This is a genomic window from Stenotrophomonas sp. Marseille-Q5258 (assembly GCF_946900935.1).
Classification (GTDB): domain Bacteria; phylum Pseudomonadota; class Gammaproteobacteria; order Xanthomonadales; family Xanthomonadaceae; genus Stenotrophomonas; species Stenotrophomonas nematodicola.
Genome location: NZ_CAMPPN010000011.1, coordinates 145,016 through 167,414, shown reverse-complemented (window position 1 = coordinate 167,414; position 22,399 = coordinate 145,016). Strand labels below are relative to the sequence as shown.

The window sequence follows — 22,399 nt, the reverse complement described above, 5'->3', positions numbered from 1 at the left end:
ATAGTGATCGTTGAATGCCCGAGGTTGTCCCGATGTCCGCTGTTCCCGCCTGCCCCCAATGCACCCTGGAAAATACCTACGCCGATGGCGCGCTGTGGATCTGTGCCGACTGCGGCCACGAGTGGACCGCCGGCGAAAGCGCCGGGCAGGCGCTGGTCGTCCGCGACAGCAACGGCAATGCGCTGGCGGCCGGTGACACGGTCACGGTGATCAAGGACCTGAAGGTCAAGGGGTCCTCGATCCCGCTCAAGCAGGGTACGGTGATCCGCAACATCCGCCTGGTCGATGACGACGCCGAGCACATCGAAGGCAACTCGGACAAGATCAAGGGCCTGGTCCTCAAGACCTGCTTCCTCAAGAAGGCCTGATCGCGGCGGTCATCGCGCCTGCACGTTCTGCAGGCGCCAGCGGTTCAGACTGTCCAGCTTGGCCTGGTAGCGCTGCTGCAGCGCATCCCCGCCCAGCGCCCGCGCCCGCTGCATCTCCTCGCCGGCATGCTGCGTATCGCCGACCATGAAGTAGGCGCGGGCCAGGCCGAAGTGGAACTGGTGCGCTTCCTCGTACAGGCGCACGGCGCGTTTGTAATAGCGTATCGCCTGCGCATAGTCCTGCTTCTTCTCCGCGTCGGCGCCCAGCATGTACTGCACGAACGGGTCGCGACGGTGCACCAGCGCCAGCCGGCGCGACAGCCGCTCGGCCTCACGCGTGTCGCCCATGCGGGTGTACAGCGTGCTGGCGTTGGACAGCGCCGCGGCATGCTGCGGCGCGTAGCGCAGGGCGGATCTGAAGTCGACCACGGCGGCCTGCAGGCGGCCTTCGCGCGTGTCCAGCACGCCCAGGTTGTTCCACCCCGAGGCGAACTCCGGTGACATCTGCAGCGATTGGCGGAAGTAGGCGCGTGCCAGGACCAGGTCGCCGGCGGCCATGCGGGCGGCGCCGCGGTTGTTGTAGAAATGCGCCAACGCACGTTCGCGGGTGATCTGCCTGGGGCCCTCGCGGTCGTACAGCACGTTGCGGTCCAGATCGACGACCGCGCTGCGGCCGCCCAGGTTGACGCCCGCATTGACGTGGCCAACGCTGTAGATCACGCCCTGGTCCTGGTACCAGGACACCACCTGGTTGACCTCCTGCACGTGCGCATCGATGCCGGCCTCGCGGGCCAGGCTGACGAACAGCAGGGTGAAGGCCAGGCAGTTGGCCCGCCGGGTTTCCCAGGTCTCGGCCACAGTGAGGGTGGCGTCGGCGTCGTAGCCCAGGTTCATGCCCTGCGCATCGAAGATCAGGGTGATCAGGCGTTGCAGGCGCTGCTCGCGCGACAGCGACGGGGTGATCACGCGCGCGTGCAGCAGGGCCAGCAGCGCCGGCGGGATGGCCATGACCTGGTCCGGGCTGGGGATCGGCCCGGTGGCCACGACCGACACCGGGGGCAGGGGGGTGGCAGCCGGCGGCGGCGCCGTTGCGTCGGCGGCGACGGCCAGCCCGGGCACGGCCAGGGCCAGGCTCAACAGCAGGGCGGTGCTACCGGTCATGGCGGTCTCCTCGCAGCAGGGCTGGGGCCAGTCGCCGCCAGTCTATGCCCGGCGTGGGCGGTGCGCACGCCGCTCATCGGCGTATCCGGCCATCCACAGCCGGTGTGGATGGGCACCGGGTAAAGGTGTGGATAACCGTCGGCGGCGCCTGCGCCGCAAGGGCGTCACGAGGGTGGTGAAAAAAACGCCGGGCGCAGGGACGGGCACGGGGTTGCCAGCGCCTGCGCGCCGGCCAATCATGGTGCATGCGCTTTGAACCGATTCCGCTGCCGCCTGCCCAGCTCGCCGAGCTGGAAGCCCGCTACACCGAGCCGCCACGGGCGTACCACAACTTCGCGCACGTACAGGCGGTGCTGCGGCACTGCCTGACCGTGGCCGTGGACGGCCCCGGCTGGCAGGCGCCGGCCGAAGTGCAGCTGGCCGCGCTGTATCACGACGCGATCTACGACGCCGGGCGCAGCGACAACGAGGCGCGGTCGGCGGAGCTGGCCCGCGAGGCGATCGCGCGCTGGCTGCCGAAGCAGGGCATCGATGTCGAACGGGTGGTGCAGCTGATCGAACTGACCGCGCGCCACGGCACGCTGGCTGCGTCGGACGTGGATGCCGAGGCCGCGTTGTTCCTCGATTGCGACATGGCCATTCTCGGCGCACCGGCGCCGGTCTTCGACGCCTATGACCGTGGCATCGCAGAAGAGTACGCCGGTCACGTGCCCGGCTTCCTGTTCCGCATGCAGCGCAAGCGGTTCCTGCGGAAGGTGCTGATGAAGCCGCGGATTTTCCTGAGCGACTTTTTCCACCAGCGTCTGGACGCACCGGCGCGGTCCAACCTGCGGCGGCTGCTTGAGCGCTGAAGGTCGCGGGCTACACTGACCGGCACACCCGTTGCCTGGTCGTCCGCACGATGTCTGCGCCTGCTTGTGATCCCACCGACCCCGACCCCACCGATCCGCGTCCGCGACCGCCGGAAGAGCCGGGGCCCAACGAATGCTGCGGCAGCGGCTGCCCGCTGTGCGTGCTGGATATGTACAGCGATGAGCTGCAGCAGTACCGCGCCGCATTGGCCGCCTGGAAACTGCGCCATCCGGAGGTGCCGTGAGCCGGCCGGTGCGACCGTCCCCGCGCTGGCAGGGGGCGTTCGCGCAGGTGGCCATCCTGGCGCTGCTGCTGTTCGTGGCGACCGCGGTCTGGACGCAGGTCGCCCGTGACGACCTGGATTGGGTCCGCGCCACATTGAGCCTGTATCTGCACGGCCCCTGGGGCCTGGCCCTGCGCAGCGCCTACTGCATGCTGGCGATCGCGATCATGCTGCTGGCCATGTCGCTGCACGCCGGCAGTGGCTCGCCGCGCCGCAGTGCGGCGGCCCCGATGCTGTTCTGCGTGGCCGGGGTGGGGCTGATGGGCGTGGCGATCGGCGACAGCTGGCTGCCTGCGCATGCACCGCTGCTGGCGCCGCTGGTACACGGCATCGCCGCCAATACCGCCTTCCTGTGCGCCAGCGTGGCGATGCTGCTGCAGAGCTGGTACCTGCGTGCCGATCCTCGTTGGTCGCGCTGGGCGGGCGCGGCCTGGGGCTGGGCCTGGCTGAGCTTCGTTCTGCTGTGGCTGCATGTGCTGTGGCGCGGGCCGCCGCGCGGTGCCGGGCAGAAGGTGGTGATCGCGGCGCTGGTGGCCTGGCTGCTGGCGGTTGCCTGGCAGCAGTGGCGGCAGACCCGCGTGCAGGCCGCTCCGGCGCGGCGCTGAGCGCTGCGGCCAGTCTGTGTACATGCCCTTGGCCGGCGACCGGCGTATCGTGTGGCGCATCTATCCGAGGATGCGAGACGATGCGGCGAGCCGCGTGGGGGAAGGTGCTGGCGCTGGTGATGGTGGGCACGGCGGCAACGGCCGCGGCCACGCCGCCACGGACAGTCAGTCACGGTCGATTCCAGGACACCCCGGTGTACCTGCCCGAGGGCCATCCGCAGCGGGTGGTGGTGTGGTTCGACGGGGGCCGTGACCCGGGCCGCAGTGCCGCGCGCGTGGCCGCGCTGCGCGCGCAGGGCGCGCTGGTGGCCGTGGTCGATGTGGCCCGGCTGCGCCGCAGCGTGGCACGTGATGGCGGTGGCAGCTGCGGTTTCGGTGCGGGCGATGTCGAGAATTTCTCGCGCTGGTTCCAGGCGTACCTGCAGTTGCCCGGGTACCACCTGCCGCTGATCGGCGGGGATGGCGAAGGCGCCGAGTTGGCTTACGCGGTCGCCGCGCAGGCCGATACGCAGGTGTTCGCCGGCCTGCTGACCACCGACTTCTGTCCGGATGGCGCGCGCGAACGCATGGTCTGCGGAGCGGGCGTCAGCCACGGCCGCCTGCAGCCGACCGAATTGAGCTTCCCGTGGTTGAATGCCGCAGGTGAGGCGCATTGCCGCGCCGGTGATGCGGGGGTGTTCCTGCGCCGCGTTGCGATGGCCCGACCGTTCCAGCGCACCGCGAGCGGCGACGCCTTGCCCGGTCTGCTGGCCGCCGCGCAGGTGCTGGGTGCGCAGCAGGGTGTCAGCCTGGCGCCGCCGCCGGATGACCTCAAGGGCTTGCCGGTGGTGGAGGTGCCGTCGTCCAAGCCCGGTGACACGCTGGCCATCTTCGTGTCCGGTGATGGCGGCTGGGCGGGGCTCGACAAGGAAGTGGCCGCGGCATTGAGCGATGCGGGGGTGTCGGTGGTGGGCGTGGATTCGCTGCGCTATTTCTGGAGCGAACGCACGCCGCAGGGCTTTGCCCGCGACCTGGAGCGCATCGCTGCGCACTATCGCCAGCAATGGCAGCGCCAGCGCGTGGTGCTGATCGGGTTCTCGCAGGGCGCGGATGTGCTTCCGGCCGCGATCAATCAGCTGTCGCCGGCCACGCGCGACAGCCTGGGGATGATTGCGTTGATGTCGGTGGGGCGGAAGGCCGACTACGAGTTCCACGTCAGCAACTGGCTGGGCGGTGGCGGTGACGGCCTGCCGATCGCCCCCGAAGTGGCGCGCCTGCCGCCGGGGAAGACGCTGTGCCTGTATGGCGAAGACGATGGCGACGCGTTGTGTCCGGCGTTGCCGCCGGGCAGCGCGCAGGTGATCCGGTTGCCCGGGGACCATCACTTCAAGGGTGACTACGACCGCCTGGCACAGACGCTGCTGGCGCATCTTCCGGCGCGGTAGCTGGGGGAGAGCCGACCGTGGGTCGGCTATCGCGCGCAGCGCGCGGGGTGTCGGTGGCGGTGCGGAGAGCAGCCGGGCAGAGCCCGGCTCTACGGGCATGCGTGGGGGTGACCTGGCAGGGGGAGAGCCGACCGTGGGTCGGCTATCGCGCGCAGCGCGCGGGGTGTCGGTGGCGGTGCGGAGAGCAGCCGGGCAGAGCCCGGCGCTACGGGCATGCGTGGGGGTGACCTGGCAGGGGGAGAGCCGACCGTGGATCGGCTATCGCTGGCAGCGCGCGGGGTGTCGGTCGCGGTGCGGAGAGCAGCCGGGCAGCGCCCGGCGCTACGGGCATGCGTGGGGGTGACCTGGCAGGGGGAGAGCCGACCGTGGATCGGCTATCGCGCGCAGCGCGCGGGGTGTCGGTGGCGGTGCGTTATCGGCGCGGGTCCAGGGAGATCAGGCGGGTGGCGTCGAGCAGGGCGGCGGGCAGGTGCATGCCGCCCGGCGCGGCCAGGTAGCGCGAACGCCAGACCGGGGCGAACTTGGACTTGAAGCGGCGCAGCCCGCTGAAGCCATAGAAGCGTTCGCCATGCCGGGCCACCACGTTGGCAAACCGGTTCCAGCGTCCGGCCAGGCGGTGCTGGGCCAGGCCGGACAACGGCGCCATGCCCAGCGAAAAACGCTGGAAGTCGTGGTCACGGCCCCACAGGAACAGCTCGATGAACAGAAAATCCATCGTGCCCTTCGGTGCATCGTTGACGTGGCGCATCAGGTCCACCGACAGCTCGTGGCCGGCCGGCGCCTGCCACAGGTTGGCGAAGGCCACGATGCGGCCTTCCGCTTCCACCAACGCCACCGGGAAGCGCGCCAGATAGTCCGGGTCGAAGCTGCCCAGCGAGAAGCCCTTCTCGTCGCCGGCCTTGTCGTCCAGCCATGCCTGGGAAATGGCCGACAGCGCCGGCAACAGGGCCGGAACCTCCTCGGCCGGGGCCACGCGGAAACTCAGCCCGCCGCGCTTGCCGCGGTTCCAGGCCTGACGCAGGTCGGCCCGGTCGCGGCCTTCCAGTGTGAAGCCCTGCAACGGCACCATCGCCTCCTCGCCGAGCTTGACCAGGGTCAGGCCCAGGTCGAGGTAGGTCTGCCAGTGCGCTTCGCCGACCTGGTAGAACACCGGGCGCAGACCGAGCCGGTCGGCTTCCTCGCGGAAGCGCCAGATCAGCTCGCGTGCGGTCTCCGGCGGTCCCACCGGGTCGCCCATCGCGATCAGCGACCCGCCGTAGCGCTGCATCATCACAAAGCCGGTCTGTGCCGGGTCGCGCAGTACCGCCTTGTCGGCAGTGAGCACCAGGCAGGCCTGGGTGTCTTCGGCGCGCTGCAGGATCGGTGCGAGCGCGTCCAGCGTCGAGGCATCTGCCGGCGGCAGCGGGGTACGCGTGCTGTGCAGCAGCCGTGCCAGGCCGAAGATGGTCAGCGCGATGGCCACCACCAGCAGTGCGCGCAGCGCGCGCGGCGCGTTGCCGGACAGCGCGAACTGCCACCACAGCTCGTTCTGGTACTCGACATGGCTGTACACGAAGAACAGCAGCCAGATGACCGCCACCAGCACCAGCCCGAGATTGCGGATCCACGGCCACGACCAGGCTTCGTCCAGCAGCGCGCCCTGGCGGTAGAACTCGCGGCGCGAGGCCCACAATGCCGTGGCCACCAGCAGCGCGGAGAGCGCGATCAGCACCTGGCCGCCGCGCAGCCAGATCGGCAGCGGGGCGATCACGCAGATCGCCAGCGCCAGCATCCAGGCGGCATGGCTGCGCCGCTGCAGCCCCTGGCCGATCAGCAGCAGCGCCACGCCGGCCAGACTGCCGAGCAGGTGCGAGGTCTCCAGGATCGGCAGCGAGGCGGTGAGCAGATGCCGGCGCGGGGTGGGCAGCGTGCCGTCGATGACCAGCGCGGCGCCCACGCTGAAGACCGCCAGCGCGATGATCTGCGGCAGCCACGGACGCAGCGCGGTCCAGCCGGCGCGGGTGGCCCCGGCACTGGCGCGCAGTGGCCGCCGCAGCGCCGGTGCAAGCGCGAGCAGGGTGGCCAGCAGCAGAGGCACCACGTAGTAGGTCACCCGGTAGATCAGCGCGGCCGCGAGCACGGATGCAGGTGCGACCTGCGGCAACAGCTTGAGCAGGCTCCATTCGAACACGCCCAGACCGGCCGGCACGCTGGAGATCAGCCCGGCCAGCACCGCCACCAGATACAGGCCGACGAAGCCGGGCAGTCCGGTGGGCGACTCCATCGGCAGCAGCACGTAGAACGCCGCCGCCGCCAGGACCAGTTCGACCATGCTCAACGCGGTGACGCCGAGCATGGTGCGGCGGTCGGGCAGCCACAGCGCATGGCCGCGGATGCGGAACGTGCGGCCATCGCGGCCGACCAGCAGCACGGTGACGGCATAGGCCAGCAGCCCGGCCACGCCGAACGCGCGTACGACCTGCGCCGATACCGGCAGGGCCAGCGCCGCCGCGCCGGGCTCGAGCAGGAACGCCATCGACAACAGCACCCAGGCGCCGAACACGAACCCCAACGTGCTCATCAGCACTACCTGGCCGATCTCACCCAGCGACAGGCCCGCTCCGCCATAGCCGCGCAGTCGCACCGCACCGCCGGTGAGAGCGGCGAAGCCGAGGGTCTGCCCGAGGGTGTGCGCGAGGAACGCGGTGATGCCGACGCGGGCCGGATGCAGCCGCTTGCCGCTGCGGCGCAGGCCGATCGCGTCGAAGCCGATCAGGCAGGCATAGCTGGCCAGGCCGAGCAGCACGGTCAGCGCGATCTGCCCGCCGCCCAGATGGCGGAACGCCTCACGGATGGCGCGATAGCCATGTTCGTCGAATTCGTTGGCCAGCCCGTGCAGGGCCAGCGCGAGGATGCCGAGGCTGACGATGACGGTGGCCGCGCGGCGCCAGGCGGCGCGGGAGGGCGTGGGAGCCGGGGAGGGGTCGGTCATCGGTACAGCGTGCTCCGGGGCGGGCGATGGGAGAGTCAAGGCAGCGCATGGCGGCGTGCGGGCGCATCGTGCGCCGGATGCCGGCGCTTGCCAAGGGTGCTGGCTGCGCTCACGTCGCATCGGCGACAATGCGTTCATCACCCACAGGAGTAATCGCCATGTTGGAACGCTTCGACGTCGGCCCGCGCATGTCCGAGATGACGGTGCACAACAAGGTTGCCTATCTGTCCGGGCAGATCCCCGAAGACACCAGCCAGGACATCACCGGGCAGACGCGCCAGGTGCTGGCGGAGATCGACAAGCTGCTGGCGCTGGTGGCCAGCGACAAGCAGCACATCCTGCGTGCCGAGGTGTTCCTGTCCGACATCAACGACTTTGCCGGCATGAATGCCGCGTGGGACGAATGGGTCGTGGCCGGCATGACGCCGGCGCGCGCGACGGTGGAGGCCAAGCTGGCCGATCCGTCGTGGAAGGTGGAAATCGTGGTGACGGCCGCGTTGCCGTAACCCGGCAGGGCAGGGCTCCGCGCTACGGCGTGGAGCCGTTGCCGCGGGGCAGCAGCACGATGCAGTCCACCGGGCACGGTGGCAGGCACAGGCCGCAGCCGGTGCACAGGTCGGCGATGACGGTGTGCATGTACTTGGCGCCGCCGACGATGGCGTCCACCGGGCAGGCCTGGATGCACTTGGTGCAGCCGATGCAGTCGGCCTCCACGATCAGCGCAAGCTGGTCCGGCACATGGTCGCCGCGGCTGCGGTCGAACGGAACGGCCGGCACGCCCAGCACCCGCGCCAGTGCACGCGCACCGGCATCGCCCCCTGGCGGGCAGCGCTCCACGCCCGCCTCGCCGCGTGCCATTGCCGCGGCATAGGGACGGCAGCCGTCGTAGCCGCACTGGCCGCATTGGGTCTGCGGCAACAGGCGGTCGAGGCGTTCGACCAAGGGGATGCGTGCGGTGGTCATGCGTGGCGTCGGCTGCGCGGAAGGGTCATTTCTGTGGTTTGCCGCGATACCAGCGTTCGTGGGCCAGGGCCAGCATCGGCCGGTCTTCGCGGCTGTCGCCGTAGGCATGGATGCGCAGGAAGCGCGACAGGTCGTAGCGGCGGCGGATGTGCTCGACTTTGCGTGGGCCGCAGTCGCCATCGACATAGCGACCGGTCAGGCGCCCATCGCGGATTTCCAGCCGGTTGCAGATCAGATCGATGCCGAGCGCGTCGCACCACGGGCGCAGGTACAGGTCCAGCGAACCGGACACGATCACCACGGTGTGGCGTTGCTGCAGGTGCCAGCGGATCTGTTCCAGCATCTGCGGGCGCACCACCTCGGGCAGGACGTCCCGCGCATAGCCGGCGGCCTGGGTGGCGATGTCGTCGGCATGGCGGTCGCTGAAGGTCAGGCGGGTGACGCGGGCACGGATGCGCGCGGCGGAGATCAGCTTCAGCCGGTAGGCCAGCAGCCACGGGCCGATCTTCCACCACGCCTGCGCCAACTGCTCGGGTGTGGCCACGCGGCGCAGGAAGCGGCCGTACGTGTCGCAGGTGGTGACGGTGTGGTCGAAGTCGAACAGGGCCAGTTCCATCCGATCCTCTCTGGGCTTGCGCAGGCGGGGCGGCCCTGGGGGCCACCCCGGGAGCGATCAGCGGACCGGCATGCCCGGCAGCGCGCCGCTGTCGGCATCCAGCAGCGCCAGTGCGCCACCGTCGAAACCGGCCGACAGGATCATGCCTTCGCTCAGGCCGAAGCGCATCTTGCGCGGCGCCAGGTTGGCGATGAACACCACGCTGCGGCCGACCAGCGCCTCCGGGTCGCCGTAGCTGGCACGGATGCCGGAGAAGATCTGGCGCGTGCCCAGCTCGCCGGCGTCCAGTTCAAAACGCAGCAGCTTGTCCGACCCGTCGACGAACGTGCAGGCCAGCACCTTGCCGATGCGCAGGTCGAGCTTGGCGAAGTCGTCGATGCCGATGTAGCTCGGCGCAGCGTCGCCGTCGGCGGCCGGTGCCGGTGCCGGTGCGGCCGGCTTGGCGGCTTTGGCCGGGGTGGCGGGAGCCGGGGTGGCGGCCTGCAGGGTGTCCTTGGAAGCGTCGGTCATGGCGTCGATCAGTTTCGGGTCGATACGGGTGAACAGGGGGGCGTACACGGCGATGGTGTGGGCGACCAGCGGCGAGGCCACATCGGTCCAGGCCTGCACGGGGGCGGCCAGGAACGTCTCGGCCTGGGCGGCGGTGGCCGGCAGCACCGGCTTGAGCGCGGTGACCAGCACGCGGAACAGGTTCAGGCCCTGGGTGCACACCGACTGCAGCTGCGCGTCGGCACCCTCCTGCTTGGCGATCACCCACGGCTTTTCATCGTCGATGTAGCGGTTGGCTTCGTCGGCCAGCGCCATCGTCTGGCGCAGCGCGGCGGCCGGGTCGTTGCGCTCGTACGCCTCGCGGATCGGCGCCAGGGCAGCGACGAAACGGTCGTACTGGGCCGGGTCCGGCAGCGCGTCGGCCAGGCGGCCGTCGAAGCGCTTGCTGATGAAGCCGGCGCAGCGGCTGGCGAGGTTGACGAACTTGCCGACCAGGTCGGCGTTGACGCGGGCGATGAAGTCGCCCAGGTTCAGGTCGAGATCGTCGACACCGCCGGAGGATTTGGCGGCGAAGTAGTAGCGCAGCGCTTCCGGTTCAAGACCGGCGTCGAGGTAGGTGCGCGCCATCACGAAGGTGCCGCGCGACTTGGACATCTTGGCGCCATCCACGGTGAGGTAGCCGTTGACGTGCAGGCGGGTGGGCGCGCGGTGGCCGGTGCCGTGCAGTACGGCTGGCCAGAACAGGCCGTGGAAGTTGACGATGTCCTTGCCGATGAAGTGGTGCAGTTCGGTGGCGGTGCCGGCGCGCAGGTGCGCGTCGAAGTCTTCGCCGGTCCTGGCGCACAGCGCCTTGAAGCTGGACAGGTAGCCGATCGGCGCATCCAACCAGACGTAGAAGTACTTGCCGGGATGGCCGGGAATCTGGAAACCGAAGTAGGGCGCGTCGCGGGAGATGTCCCAGGCACGCAGGCCGCCCTCGGCATTGAGCCACTCGCCGAGCTTGGCCTTGACGCCGGGCAGGGCGACGTCGCCCGCCAGCCACTCGCGCAGGAAACCTTCGAAGCGGCCCACCTCGAAGAAGAAGTGTTCGGAGTCGCGGATTTCCGGGGTGGCACCGGAGATGACCGACTTCGGTTCCTTCAGGTCGGTGGGGCTGTAGGTGGCGCCGCAGACTTCGCAGTTGTCGCCGTACTGGTCGGCGCTGCCACAGGTGGGGCAGATGCCCTTGATGTAGCGGTCGGGCAGGAACATGCCCTTGGCCGGATCGTAGAACTGGGCCACGGAACGACGCGCGATGTGACCTTCCGCCTCGAGCTTGAGGTAGAAGGCTTCAGTCAGGGCCTTGTTGGTGGCCGAGTTGGTCGAGTCGTAGTGATCGAAGGCGACGCCGAACGCGGCGAAGTCGCGCTCGTGGCTGGCCTGGATGTTGGCGATGAAGGCTTCCGGGGTCACACCGGCCTTTTCGGCCGCGAGCATGATCGGGGTGCCGTGGGTATCGTCGGCGCACACGAACCAGGTCTTGCCGCCGCTCATTCGCCGCGCGCGCACCCAGATGTCAGCCTGGATGTAGCCGACCAGGTGGCCCAGGTGGAGCGGGCCGTTGGCGTAGGGCAGGGCGGTGGTGACGAGAGCGGTGCGGGTCATGGGAAGCGCTGTTGCCTTGGGGACCGGGGATTATCGCACGGAGGGGCGTATGCGCCCCCAGCCTGTGCCGCGTGGGCCAGCGCGCACGGCCAAACGTCAACGACGCCCGCTCGGGGTGGGGTGCCGGAAATGCAGAAGGCCGACGCGGAAAACCGCGTCGGCCTTCTTCACACGTGCAGCAACGGCGGACGTTTTACTCGCGCACCCAGGTCTGGGCGCGGCAGATGAAGGCCACGCAGCCGGACACGTCGAGCTTGGCGCCGCCGGTCTGCAGCTTCATCTTGGACTTGTAGGTCTTGCCGTTGGCCGGGTCCAGGATGGTGCCGCCGGACCAGGCGCTGGCGCCGTCGGCCTTGAGGTTCCACAGGATGGTCATGCCCTTGACCGGCTTGTTCTTGTTGGCGCCTTCGCAGCCGTCACAGACCGGGTTGGGACCCTTGTCCGAATGCAGGATCTCGACCACTTTGCCGGTCAGGGTGCCATTGGTGGCCTGGGTGATCTCGACGATCGATTTCACCTTGCCGGTCTTGTCATCGATGGTCTTCCAGCGGCCGACGGCGCTGTCGGCGGCGTTGGCCGACAGGGCGGCCATGACCAGCGGCAGTGCCAGCAGCAGCGTCTTGAAGGTCTTGCGCATGTTCCCCTCCCAGGGATGTCCGTGAATGCCGGCGCGGGGCCGGTACAGGGCCGACTGTATACCCATTCGCTCCGGTACGGAACGTGTCGGCGGCAGGCGTCAGCCGGGGTCGGCCGGGATCTCGTACAGCTCCAGCGGCAGGCCGTCCGGATCGGCGAAGAAGGTGAAACGGCGGCCGGTGTATTCATCGGTGCGGATCGGCTCGCAGGGGACGCCCGCGGCGGCCAGGCGGGCGATCATCGGTTCCAGTGTCGCGACCCGGAACGCGAGGTGGCGCAGGCCCTGCGCTTCGGGGCGGCTGGGCCGTGGCGGCGCGTCGGGGAACGAGAACAGTTCCAGTTGACTGCCGTCGGGCAGGGCGAGGTCGAGTTTCCAGGAGTCGCGCGCGGCCCGATGGTTCTCGGCCAGCACGCGCAGGCCGAGCACCCCGGTGTAGAAGGCGCGGGAGCGGGCGTAGTCCGATCCGATCAGCGCCACGTGGTGGACGCCAAGCAGGCCGGTAGCGTCGGGAGGCGTCATTGCAGGGTGTCCAGCCAGCGCTGCGCGATCTTCAGTGCCAGCGGATAGGGTTCGGGGCCGTCGCGGTTGGTGAGGATGATCACGGTCAGGTGCCGCTCCGGGTAGCGCAGGATGACGTTGCGGAAGCCGATGCTCTCACCGCTGTGCCACTGTGCACCGCCGTTGAGGCGCCAGCCGAAACCGTAGAACGGGACATCCGGCTCGTCGGTGCGGGTGGCGGGGGTGAACGCCTGTTGCCGCCACGGCGCCTGGAGCAGGCGGTCGTCGTACAGCGCCGCGTCCCAGCGGGCCAGGTCGTCGAGCGAGGAATAGAGGCCACCGTCGCCAAGCACGGCGCTGGTGGGGCTCTGGTCGGTGCGCTGCCAGTGGCCGTCGACCGGGCTGTAGCCGTAGGCGCGGTCGGTGACGGCGTCCACGCCGTCCTGGTGGGCGACCGTCCCGGCCATGCCCAGTGGCAGGAAGATGCGCTGGCGCAGGAAAGTGGCGAAGTCCTGGCCGGACGCCCTGCCGACCACCAGGGCCAGCAAGGCATAGCCGCTGTTGCTGTAGCGGTAGGTGCTGCCCGGTGCGAACAGGGTGCGGTTCTGGCCTTCCAGCAGACGCAGCACGTCGGCATCGTGGACCTGGGCGGTACTGCCGGACGGCATCAGGTCTTCGTAGTCGAGCAGGCCGCTGGTGTGGCTGAGCAGGTGGCGCAGGGTGACCGCGTCGGCGGCGGCCGGCAGGGACGGCAGCCAGCGCCGCACCGGGTCGTCCAGTGTCAGCGTGCCGTCCTGGGCCAGCAGCAGGATCGCCGCCGCAGTGAACTGCTTGCTGACCGAGGCGAGCCGGAAGTTGCTGCGCGGGGTGACCGGGGTGGCGTCCTCGACCACGGCCAGGCCGTAGCCGCGGCGGAACACCGGTACGCCGTCGTGCAGCACCAGCACGGCCGCGCCGGGGACCTGGCCGTCATAGCGGGCCATCAGTGCATCGATGCCCGGGTCGGGCGGCGTCAGCGCCGGCGCGGCGGCCGTGTGGGCCGCCGCAAGCAGGCCGCCGCACAGCAGATGGAACCAGGCACGCGGGCGGCGGGCAGGGTGCATGGCCGGCGTCGCGTCGATCAGGGCGTGGGACTGGCGCTGCCGCCAGCCTGCTCGCTGGCAATCCAGCGGGCGATCTTGGCATCGAGGATGTCCAGCGGCATGGAGCCGTCACGCAGGATCTCCTCATGGAAGCGGCGCAGGTCGAAGCGCGGGCCCAGCGCGGCCTTCGCCGTGTCGCGCAGCTCCATCATCTTCAGCTCGCCCAGGCCGTTGGCCAGGGTCTGCCCGGGCAGGGCCATGAACCGTTCGACTTCGGCGGTGGCGTCGTCGACCGGCAGGTCGGCCGTTTTGACCAGGTAGTCCACGGCCTGGCGCTTGCTCCAGCCTTGCGCATGCACGCCGGTGTCGGCGGCCATGCGCGCGGCGCGGGTCAGCGCGCCCTGCAGGTAGGCGATGCGCTCGTACGGGTCCTGGTAGACGCCCAGTTCCTCGCCCAGCGATTCGGCATACAGGCCCCAGCCTTCGACGAAGGCAATGTCGCCACCGAGGCGGCGGAAGCGCGGCAGTTTATCCAGCTCCTGCTGCAGCCCCAGCTGCACATGATGGCCGGGGATGCCTTCGTGCAGGTACTGCATCGGGGCCGCCCAGCGCCGGCGGCTGGGCAGCTCGCCGGTGTTGACGTAGAGGATGCCCGGACGCATGCCGTCCGGCAGCGGCGGCTGGTAGCTGACCGCGGCGGCGGTGGCGGCGCGCTCGGCTTCCACCGCGCGGATCTCCATCGGCGCCTTGGGCAGCGTGCCGAGCAGGCCCGGCAGACGCGCGTTGACCTGCCCCTGCAGCTGCTTATACCGGGCAAGCAGCGCATCGGCGTTGGCGTACTGGAAATCGCGGTCGGTGCGCATGTTGCGCAGCATCTTCTGCTGCGAGCCGCGGATGCGGTTGTCCTTCATGATCGTGGCGATCTGCGCCTGCAGCGCGCTCACGCGCTGCTCGGCCAGGGCGTGGATCTGCACCGGCGTCAGCGTGGACGCCGTGCTCTGCACGATGTTCTGCGCATACCAGGCCTGGCCGTTGGGCAGCGCCGACAGACCGTCGCTGGCGCGGGTGGCGGGCAGGTATTCGGTGGCGATGAAGCCGCGCAGCGCACGGTAGGCCGGCATGATGCGGTACTCGATCATGCGCTTGTATTCGGCGGCGATGCGCGCCTTGTCGGCAGCGGAGAAGTCGTCCGGGAGGTTGCGTACCGGTGCCCAGAAAATGCTCTCTTCGGCGGTCGGCTTGATCACGGCATCCAGCTGCGGAAGCACCTTCTCCATCAGATCGCGCGGCTGCACCACGCCGGCCGCCATGCCCTGGCGCATGTTGGCGATGGCCTGATCGAACAGCGGCGGAATGCCCAGCGAGCGGCGCGACCACGTGTCGTAGTCCTGCACGGTGTTGAATGGCTGGGCGCCCGAGCCGGAGCCGAGGATGGCCATGATGCTGCCCAGGTTGTAGTACTGGCTCACCGGCAGCATCCAGCCCGGGTACTGCTCGGCGGCCAGCGACATGCGCGCGTCGCGTACGAAGATCTCGTAGCTCAGCAGGTCCTGCCCGGTCAGGCCGTCCGGGCCGATCTTCTCCACTTTGCCCAGCCACTCCACGCTGAAATCATGGGATTGCTGGCGGTAGGCGGCCGACAGGATGTTGGGCAACTGGTCGTTGTGTCGCGCATCGCCCTGGAACGTGGCCTGCAGCGGGTTGAGCCGCATCGCGGCATCCCAGTATTCGTCGTAGATGCGGTTGAGCTGGGCGGCCTTGGTCTGCTGGCGCACCAGCGGCTGGCGGGCAGGGGGCGCCGCAGGCCGGGCACGCGGTTTGGCCTTTGGCTTGGCGGCGGCGCGGGTCTGCGCGGCCGCGGGCCGGCTGGTCTTCTTCTTGGCGGCTTCGGCCGGCGCGGCAGCGCTGAACACCAGCAGGGCGGCAATGGCAAGCGCCAGGGCGCGGGCGGGGTGGGGCATCGGCTACTTCCGTGAACGCACAGACACGGGAGCTTGCCCGATTCGACCGGATACGGCCAGCGCAGGTGCCTGGTCAGGTTCGCGCCGTATGGCGCTCAGTCAGCCGCCGCGTCGGCGCGCAGCTGTGCGGCGCGCCCGGCGCCAAGATAACGGGTGATCGCACGGCGCATCAGGTACAGCACGGGAATCAGTGCGATCGCAAAGGCCATCTTGTACAGGTAATTGACGCTGCTCACCGCCAGGAACAGCGAGGTGGGCCACTGCTGCGGGCCCAGTACAAAGGCGATCCAGATCACCACGAAGCTGTCCACCAGTTGCGACACCGCGGTGGAGCCGGTCGCGCGCAGCCACACATGGCGCTCGCCGGTGGCGCGGCGGATGCGGTGGAACACGGCCACGTCGATCAACTGCCCGAACAGGAACGCCACCAGCGAGCCGGCGATGGTCCACATGCCCTGGCCGAACACCGCCGCGAACGCGGCCTGGTAATCGGGCACGCCGTGCGCGCGCATGGAGGTGACCCACCAGTCGGCAGGAACCAGCGAGATCGCGGCGAACGCGAAGAGAAACCCGTAGGTGATCAGCGCCACCGCCAGCCACGAGATGAACTTCACGCCACGCCGGCCGAAGAACTCGTTGATGGTGTCGGTCATGATGAACACCACCGGCCACAGCAGCGTGCCGGCGGTGAAGCTGAGCGAACCGGTCTGGCCGAACAGGTTCCAGTTGAACGCAGACACACCCAGTGTGTCTTCCAGCGCGAAGATCTTGACGCCGATGAACTCGGCCAGCACCGCGTTGGCGCAGAAGAACGCGGCCAGCGCGATGAACAGCAGGACCGCGCGATCCTGCAGCGGCCGCGCGCTCATGTCAGCGGTCGCCGGCGCGGGTGAATGGCACCGATTCCGGCGCGACCGCGCCGCCGGAGATGATGAAGCTCATCGCCTGGTCCACGGTCCAGTCGGTGGGCGTGAGCAGTTCCACCGGCACGATCTCCAGGTAGCCGGAGGTCGGGTTGGGCGTGGTGGGCACGTAGACGGCCGCCAGCTCGCGGCCGGTGCCCTGCTCGCGGATCACCCGCGTCACCAGCCCCACCGACTTCATGTCGCGGTGGGGGAAATCGATCAGCACCACGCGCTGGGTGCTGCCTGGTTCGGTCTGCAGCATGTCGAGCAGTTTCTTGGCGCTGTCGTAGATGATGCTGGCCAGCGGAATACGGCGGATCACCGCACCAAACCAGCGCAGCAGGCGCTGGCCGATCACGCGGCGGCTGAGCACGCCGACACTGAGGATCACCAGCAGCGTAGCGCCCAGACCGATCAGGTTCTGCATCCACTCGACCTTGATCCAGCCGAGATAGTGCGGGAAGGACGCGGCGATCTGCGCCGACAGCGGCACCACCACCGGGCTGCTGATGCCCGACAGCAGCACGAAGACGAATTTGACCACGACCCATGTCAGCCAGATCGGCAGCAGGGTCAGCAGGCCGGTCAGGAACAACCGCTGCAGGGAGGGGCGCGGAACGAGTTGGGGGGCTTCGGGCGACATCCGCGCATTGTAGCGGCGGCGTGGCTGCGTTTACGCTGGTTGATTCGGGCAATCGTCGCGAACAGGGGAAATGCTGTGACCAAACCGATGCGTGTGGCGGCAACAGGAATCGGGGTGCTGATGCTGCTGGCTGCAGGCACGTGGCTGGCCGCGCGGCTGTGGCCGGTCCCGCAGGCGCACCAGGACGCCCTGCAGCTGCTGCGCGCGGCGCCCCCGGTGGAGGGCCGCAGCGGCGCGGCGGCGGTGTGGACGCTGGGGTTTGACGGCATGGATGCGGCGGCCCGTGAGCAGGTCCTGGCCGAGGACCTGACGCGTTGGCAGCAGGGCGCGCCCGGCAGGCGACCACAGGCGTCGGTGGCCGAAGAGCGTTTCCCGCGCCCGGCCATCACCGCCGCGTTCGGTTGCGGCCAGCGTGGCATCGGCTGCCTGGCGGCGGTACGCGCCGATCCGGCCGCGTTCGCCGCCGCCCATGTTGGCCACGAGGCGTTGCACATGCGCGTGGCCGAGCTGTCGCAGTTCGACCACTATGCGCTGCCCTTCCGCGCCTACGACACCGACCTGATGACGCCGCTGCCGTCGATGCAGCCGCTGCTCGACACGCTGTCGGCCAATGCATTGGCACATGTGCAGGGCGATACCCCGCGCGCGCTGCAGGGAACGTGCGCGGACATCCTGACCGGGCGCCGCCTGGTCGGGCGCGGCGACAACCTGTTGTTCAGCATGATCGGCGCGGCCCTGCTGGAGGGCCAGGCGCATCTGCTCGCCGACCTGCTGGCCGAGCTGCCTGCCGATGCGGCGCTGCCGCCGGTCTGCACGGCGGCCCTGCAGCCCATGACCGTGCCCGAGCAGAGTCTGTGCACGGCCATGCGCGGCGAGTTCGCGATGGGACAGGCAGCGCTGCGCACCTCCGAGCAGGGCAGTGTGCTGCAGCCACTGGTGTTCAATCTGGCACGGACCGAGGCGCGCTTCGCGCCCCACTATGCCTGGGCCTGTGACGCGGCGGCGATGCAGGCGCTGGCCGACGACCGGCCGCTGCGCGAACCGGCCCCGCAGCCAGCGGGATTCGACTGTGTGGCCAACGCCCTGGGTTGCCGTTTGGCGGCGATCGGTGCGATGACGATGCGACCCTATGCGGATCGCGCGCAGGACAGCGCGGCGATGCTGCGCCTGGTCGCCGCCCAGCGCTGGCTCCGCCAGCAGGCCGATCCGCCGGCGCAGGCACTGCCGCGGCTGCCCGCGTCGATGCGCTCCTCCGCCCGCACCCCGGTGCTCAGCCCCGACGGCCGCTGGCTGCAGATTCCGCGCCGTGCCACGGCCCGGCCGGATGAAGGGATCACGGCGATGCTGCAGGTGCCGATGCCGGCCACGGCGCCCTGACGGGGCGCGCCGGCGATCGCTCAGGGAGCCGCCTTGCCTGCCCCGCGCGCGTCGGGTTTGAGGCGCAGGTACACCTGCTTGCGCACGCGCGCCACCACCTCGCCCTGGGCATCGAGGATGTCGTTGCTGAACCAGTGCAGGTATTTCTCGCCGCCCGCCGTGGCGGCGCGCAACTGCGCCAGCAGGGCCTCGTCGAGGCGGAACTCGGCCGTGACCGTGCCGCGCCCGGGCTTGAGGAATTCAATCTCGCCGGCGCGGTCCCACACGTAGTAGTCGCGGCCCAGGTTCTGCATCACCGTGAGCATCCAGAACGGATCGGTCATCGCAAACAGGCTGCCGCCGAAATGGGTGCCGACATAGTTGCGGTTCCACGGGCGCATGCGCAGTTCGACCCGCACGTAGCGGTAATCGGCGGCAACGTCGGTGACGTGGATGCCGGTGAACAGAAACGGGGGCCACAGGTTGATGCCGTGGCGGAACAGGCGGGCGTCCATCGGGTCCGGTCGCGCAGGGAGGAGGGTCCGGAGTCTAACATTCGTATGCGTATGGTGGCGCCCGTGCGGGTCAGGCCGTGCCGCCGTCGTCCACCGCATACCCATTGCGCCCGGCGGCCTTGGCGCGATACAGGGCGACATCGGCGCCCTCGAAGAAGTGCCGCGGTTCGCTCTCCGCGGCCGGTACCCGGGTGTACACGCCGACGGTGAGGGTGATCCGGGCGATGTCGCCGCGGCCGGTCGGAATCTCCAGCTGCTGCACCCCGGCGATCAGGTCCTGTACCACCTGTACCGCGCCATCCGCGCCGGTGTCGGGCAGGATCAGGGCGAACTCGTCGCCGCCGAACCGTGCCGCCATGTCGCGCGGGCGCCGCGCGTGCGCGCCGATTTCGTGTGCGATGCGGCGTAGCAGGTCGTCGCCGGCCTGGTGCCCGTAGAGGTCGTTGTGGCGCTTGAAATGGTCCACATCGATCAGGATCAGGCTGAGCGGGCGGCAGGTCCGGCGGCCGGCATCGTGCTCCTGCTGCAGAGCCTGCTCGAAGCGCAGCCGGTTGCCGAGCCCGGTCAGCGCATCGCTGTTGGCCTGCCGGCGCCACGCGCTGACCCGCCATACGGCCCACGCCGCGATCACCAGCAGCATGCCGACCAGGCTGGCTGCCGGAGCGAACCACAGGTTGCCGCCACGCAGCAGGGCCAGGCTGAGCAGCAGCGCCACCGGCAACGCCAGCAGTGCGCCCAGCCACGCCCGCGGCAGGGTCAGGGCGAGGCAGCAGAGCGCCACCAGCAGGCCGGTCAGGCCGTTCTGCCACGCGGCGGGCAGCACGCGGATGACCTTGTCATCGAGCATCATCGAGGCGACGTTGGCCTGGTATTCGCTGCCACTCATCCAGCGCTCGCGCGTGGTCGGGGTGAGCAGGGGCGGGGCGATGCCACTGGCGGTCATGCCCACCATCACCAGCCGGCCGCGCAGCAGCGCCGGGTCCACGGTGCCGTTGAGCACGTCCACATAGGACACCTGCGGGAAGCGATCCGGCGGGCCGGCGTAGCGCACCCGCACGTAATGGTCGCGGCGCCACTGGTAGGGCGAGGAGACGTCGGTGCCGCCATCGCGCAGCCCGGGCAACGGGCCGCGCACATCGGCCAGCGCCAGTCCCAGTGCGGGCCAGTGTGGTGAGCCGATGCCGGCAGTGAGGTACAGCCCGCGGGCCACGCCGTCGGCGTCCACCTCGATGTCACTGTGGCCGAGGGTGGCGGCGTTGGCGGCGATCAGCGGGATCGGCAGCAGTTCCTCGGCCATGCGTGGCCCGCTGCTCGGCGCGGCGAGAACCGGCAGCACTACCTTGCCGTTGCGGCGGATCGCCGCGGCCAGCTCGGCATCCTGTGCGGCGTCACGGCGGTCTGGCTCGGACAGCATCAGGTCCAGGGCGACACGCCCTGCACCGGCCTGGGTCAGGCGGTCGAGCAGGCGCGCATGGGTGGCTCGCGGCCACGGCCATTGGCCGAGCTGCTGCAGGCTGGCGTCGTCGATGGCCACGATCAGCAGGCGCGGGTCGGGCGGGTAGTCCCATCCGCCGACATAGGTGTCGTACACCGCTTCGTCCTGCGTCCAGAACCAGTGCCAGTGGCTTGCGGCAACCGCGAGCGCTGCCATCGCCAGTGCCAGCACCAACCGGCCCGGCCATGACAGGTGCAGCGGTTTCACAGCAGCAGCCACAGCAGCAGGGCACCGCCGCCGGCGCCATAGCAGGTGCGGCATGGCAGCGCGATCTGCTGCGGTGCCGAGAACGGCCCGGCGTAGCCATCGTCCTCGATGTACTGCACGCGCACGTGCAGGTTGCCGTGCCACGGGCGCTTGAGCGTGACTTCCGGCTGGTCGACCTCGCGGTCCAGCAGCGGCCGGGCGAAGTCGCCCTTGCGATCAAGCTGCACGCGGTAGCGCTGGCCCGGCTCGCCTGCCTGCCAGCGCAGGGTCAGCTGGCCTTTGGCTGCCTCCGGCGGTTGCAGCGCCGGATCGACGGGGGTGTCGGTCAGGGTCAGCGGCAGCGTCTGGCCGAAGCGGCCCTGATGGCCGTTGCGGTCCCGGGAGGCGACGCGCCAGTAGTACGTGCCCGGTGGCAGCGGCTGCGCGGGACGCAGGTGGGTGGACGTGGTGTCCTGCTCCACCAGGGGCGAGACGAACTGCGGGTCGCTGGCGATCTGCAGCACGCTGGCCGCGGCGTCGGGTACCTGTCCCCATTCGAAGCGCGGGCGCGTGCTGTTCACGATCTCGGCGTGGCGCGGGCGCACGGTGATCGGGGCGACCGGCTGGTCGCGGACGATGAAGTCGCGCTCGCTGTCCAGGCCTTCCACGCCGTCGGCGCTGACCGCGCGCAGCAGCACGCGCAGGGTGCCTGCGGGAAGGTCGTCGAAGGTGGCGGTGGTGGCAGGGCTGTCCTGCGCGGCCAGCAGCACGTCGGGCTGGTCGGCGCGCACGATCTCGATGCGGTAGCCGGCGGCGCCGTCGACCGGCGCCCAGGCCAACCGGGCCGGCAATGGCTCCAGCCGGGTGTGCGCGATGTCCAGGTGCGGAGCCGGCAGCAGCGCTTCCAGCGGCGCCGGGCGGGTCAGCGCCGAGGGCGTCCGGGTGGCCTGGCCGTGGGCGACCAGGCGCTGGCCGGCACGATTGCCGACCTGCACACGCCCCTGGACCACTTCGGTGGAGGCGCCCTGGCCGTGCTGGCCCGCGCTCACCCGGAACACCGTGCCGCGCACGCTGCTGGTGGCCGTCGGCGCATCGATGATGTATCGGGAGGCCGGGCCGCGCGCCGGGGTGACCCGGTTGCTGGCGCGACCCTGTTCCAGGCGCAGGCGGGTATCGACCATGCCGGTGCGTCCATAGCGGCTGAGCTGGTCCAGGCGCAGACGCGAGCCCTCGCGCAGCTGCAGCCGGGAGGCATCGGCGAATTCGAGGGTGACGCTGGCGTCGGCGCCGGTTTCGACTTCTTCGCCGATGCCCAGCAGATCGCCTTCCTTCAGCGCGCGCAGCGTGCCACGGCCAGCCGTCGTGCCCGCCTGCACCGGGCCACGTACCGCCACCACCCGGGCCAGAGCGGGCTGCACCCGCAGCCACGCGACCGGGAACCCCAGTTGGGTGCCCGGCGGCAGCCGGTAGGGGTCATCCACGCGGTTGTGCCGCTGCAGTCGTTCCCACTCCACTTCAGGCTTGAGGTACAGGGTGGCCAGGTCCCAGAGGGTGTCGCCGGGGCGCACCCGGTAGTGCCAGTCCTGCGCCAGCAGGGGCAGGGGGGACAGCAACAGCAGGGCCAGCAGCAGGCTGCGCACGGTACGGGGGAAGCGGTGCGGCGGAATGGTCAATCTCACGGTCGATGGCGCCCTGCGAAGCGGGGCTCAGCCATGTGGACCCCAATGGCCCAGACCTCATCCCCC

The 22,399-nt window shown here is 70.0% G+C and carries 21 protein-coding genes; 7 read left to right on the top strand and 14 right to left on the bottom strand.

Annotated features, from left to right (window positions below; translation table 11 throughout):
• Positions 1-32 precede the first annotated feature (32 nt).
• Positions 33-368 carry a zinc ribbon domain-containing protein YjdM gene (locus tag OC534_RS09425; protein ID WP_136003141.1) on the top strand — a complete coding sequence of 112 codons (336 nt, stop codon included), beginning with the start codon at positions 33-35 and terminating at the stop codon, positions 366-368.
• Positions 369-377: 9 nt separating this feature from the next.
• On the opposite strand, the gene OC534_RS09420 is transcribed toward OC534_RS09425, so the two are convergent.
• Positions 378-1,529: a tetratricopeptide repeat protein gene (locus OC534_RS09420; protein ID WP_153165211.1), complete on the bottom strand. Its 1,152-nt coding sequence runs from the start codon at positions 1,527-1,529 to the stop codon at positions 378-380.
• A gap of 245 nt (positions 1,530-1,774) precedes the next feature.
• On the opposite strand from OC534_RS09420, the gene OC534_RS09415 reads away from it, so the two are divergent.
• The 4 genes from OC534_RS09415 (at position 1,775) to OC534_RS09400 (ending at position 4,693) form a co-directional block, all read left to right on the top strand.
• A complete protein-coding gene (locus OC534_RS09415) occupies positions 1,775-2,380 on the top strand; it encodes a hypothetical protein (RefSeq protein ID WP_017356326.1) in 606 nt (201 codons plus the stop codon).
• A gap of 50 nt (positions 2,381-2,430) precedes the next feature.
• Complete coding sequence (locus OC534_RS09410) at positions 2,431-2,625, top strand: oxidoreductase-like domain-containing protein (protein ID WP_026070810.1); 195 nt, start codon at positions 2,431-2,433, stop codon at positions 2,623-2,625.
• Complete coding sequence (locus OC534_RS09405; protein WP_262071697.1) at positions 2,622-3,269, top strand: DUF998 domain-containing protein; 648 nt, start codon at positions 2,622-2,624, stop codon at positions 3,267-3,269. Before OC534_RS09410 ends, OC534_RS09405 begins: the two co-directional genes overlap by 4 nt.
• A gap of 80 nt (positions 3,270-3,349) precedes the next feature.
• A complete protein-coding gene (locus OC534_RS09400) occupies positions 3,350-4,693 on the top strand; it encodes an AcvB/VirJ family lysyl-phosphatidylglycerol hydrolase (RefSeq protein WP_262071696.1) in 1,344 nt (447 codons plus the stop codon).
• A 412-nt stretch (positions 4,694-5,105) separates the two neighbouring features.
• Here the strand turns inward: OC534_RS09400 and mprF are convergent, their stop codons facing one another.
• Positions 5,106-7,664, bottom strand: coding sequence for a bifunctional lysylphosphatidylglycerol flippase/synthetase MprF (mprF, locus tag OC534_RS09395; protein ID WP_166473308.1), 2,559 nt, complete (start codon positions 7,662-7,664; stop codon positions 5,106-5,108).
• A 158-nt stretch (positions 7,665-7,822) separates the two neighbouring features.
• On the opposite strand from mprF, the gene OC534_RS09390 reads away from it, so the two are divergent.
• Complete coding sequence (locus OC534_RS09390; RefSeq protein ID WP_017357406.1) at positions 7,823-8,170, top strand: RidA family protein; 348 nt, start codon at positions 7,823-7,825, stop codon at positions 8,168-8,170.
• 22 nt (positions 8,171-8,192) lie between these two features.
• Here OC534_RS09390 and rnfB read toward each other — a convergent pair whose 3' ends face one another.
• The 9 genes from rnfB to OC534_RS09345 form a co-directional block, all read right to left on the bottom strand.
• A complete protein-coding gene (gene rnfB, locus OC534_RS09385; RefSeq protein WP_017357407.1) occupies positions 8,193-8,627 on the bottom strand; it encodes an Rnf electron transport complex subunit RnfB in 435 nt (144 codons plus the stop codon).
• Between the two features lie 25 nt (positions 8,628-8,652).
• Entirely contained in the window at positions 8,653-9,243 is a 591-nt protein-coding gene (locus OC534_RS09380) for an HAD family hydrolase (protein ID WP_017357408.1), read from the bottom strand.
• A 57-nt stretch (positions 9,244-9,300) separates the two neighbouring features.
• The gene (metG, locus tag OC534_RS09375) at positions 9,301-11,376 is read right to left on the bottom strand and encodes a methionine--tRNA ligase (protein WP_136003146.1); all 2,076 of its coding nucleotides are present in this window, start codon (positions 11,374-11,376) and stop codon (positions 9,301-9,303) included.
• A 193-nt stretch (positions 11,377-11,569) separates the two neighbouring features.
• A complete protein-coding gene (locus OC534_RS09370) occupies positions 11,570-12,013 on the bottom strand; it encodes a DUF2147 domain-containing protein (protein WP_017357410.1) in 444 nt (147 codons plus the stop codon).
• Positions 12,014-12,112: 99 nt separating this feature from the next.
• Complete coding sequence (locus OC534_RS09365) at positions 12,113-12,532, bottom strand: VOC family protein (protein WP_017357411.1); 420 nt, start codon at positions 12,530-12,532, stop codon at positions 12,113-12,115.
• The gene (locus tag OC534_RS09360) at positions 12,529-13,614 is read right to left on the bottom strand and encodes a serine hydrolase domain-containing protein (protein ID WP_262071695.1); all 1,086 of its coding nucleotides are present in this window, start codon (positions 13,612-13,614) and stop codon (positions 12,529-12,531) included. Before OC534_RS09360 ends, OC534_RS09365 begins: the two co-directional genes overlap by 4 nt.
• A gap of 17 nt (positions 13,615-13,631) precedes the next feature.
• Positions 13,632-15,554 carry a DUF885 family protein gene (locus tag OC534_RS09355; protein ID WP_136003148.1) on the bottom strand — a complete coding sequence of 641 codons (1,923 nt, stop codon included), beginning with the start codon at positions 15,552-15,554 and terminating at the stop codon, positions 13,632-13,634.
• A 95-nt stretch (positions 15,555-15,649) separates the two neighbouring features.
• Positions 15,650-16,423 carry a queuosine precursor transporter gene (locus OC534_RS09350; RefSeq protein WP_017357414.1) on the bottom strand — a complete coding sequence of 258 codons (774 nt, stop codon included), beginning with the start codon at positions 16,421-16,423 and terminating at the stop codon, positions 15,650-15,652.
• A 1-nt stretch (position 16,424) separates the two neighbouring features.
• Positions 16,425-17,102 carry a DUF502 domain-containing protein gene (locus OC534_RS09345; protein ID WP_017357415.1) on the bottom strand — a complete coding sequence of 226 codons (678 nt, stop codon included), beginning with the start codon at positions 17,100-17,102 and terminating at the stop codon, positions 16,425-16,427.
• A 120-nt stretch (positions 17,103-17,222) separates the two neighbouring features.
• Between OC534_RS09345 and OC534_RS09340 the strand changes: the two genes are divergently transcribed.
• Entirely contained in the window at positions 17,223-18,479 is a 1,257-nt protein-coding gene (locus tag OC534_RS09340; RefSeq protein WP_229296538.1) for a hypothetical protein, read from the top strand.
• 20 nt (positions 18,480-18,499) lie between these two features.
• Here the strand turns inward: OC534_RS09340 and OC534_RS09335 are convergent, their stop codons facing one another.
• From OC534_RS09335 to OC534_RS09325, 3 genes are all read right to left on the bottom strand, one after another.
• Positions 18,500-18,973, bottom strand: a complete 474-nt coding sequence (locus OC534_RS09335; RefSeq protein ID WP_017357014.1) for a DUF4442 domain-containing protein — start codon at positions 18,971-18,973, stop codon at positions 18,500-18,502.
• Between the two features lie 70 nt (positions 18,974-19,043).
• The gene (locus tag OC534_RS09330) at positions 19,044-20,624 is read right to left on the bottom strand and encodes a CHASE2 domain-containing protein (protein WP_136003198.1); all 1,581 of its coding nucleotides are present in this window, start codon (positions 20,622-20,624) and stop codon (positions 19,044-19,046) included.
• A 47-nt stretch (positions 20,625-20,671) separates the two neighbouring features.
• On the bottom strand, positions 20,672-22,294 hold the full coding sequence (locus OC534_RS09325) for a FecR domain-containing protein (RefSeq protein WP_316044058.1): 1,623 nt from the start codon (positions 22,292-22,294) through the stop codon (positions 20,672-20,674).
• Between the last annotated feature and the right edge of the window lie 105 nt (positions 22,295-22,399).